This is a genomic window from Tritonibacter sp. SIMBA_163 (assembly GCF_046535935.1).
Taxonomy (GTDB): domain Bacteria; phylum Pseudomonadota; class Alphaproteobacteria; order Rhodobacterales; family Rhodobacteraceae; genus Epibacterium; species Epibacterium scottomollicae.
In genome coordinates, this window is sequence record NZ_JAWJBP010000346.1 from 1 (window position 1) to 278 (window position 278).

The 278-nt window shown below is 66.5% G+C and carries 1 protein-coding gene; it reads right to left on the reverse strand.

Translation table 11 applies throughout. The features are described from left to right. Positions 1-209 (reverse strand): BrnA antitoxin family protein (locus R0J92_RS22665; protein ID WP_411053318.1); only part of this gene is annotated, 209 nt, incomplete at its 3' end. Positions 210-278: the final 69 nt, after the last annotated feature.

Genomic DNA, 278 nt, shown 5'->3' on the forward strand with positions numbered 1-278 from the left:
CGTCTCTCTTCGCCCTCCGCGGCCATGACGGCGCGCAGGGCGTCGTGGATGCGATCCTGCCAGCCGGGGACGTCCTTCTGGAAATGTTCGATGACCGCGCTGTCGAGCTTGATCGAGACGAGCTCCTTGACCTCCGGCAGCGCGCGGCGTTCCTGCGCCGGAGCCGCGGGCTTCTTGGCCGGCTTGAACAGGGCCTCCGCGGCTTCCATCGGATTTACGGGGCGGCGCGGTGGGCTTGCCATGGGTGTATCTTTCCTGCTGGTGTCGACGTTCAACTC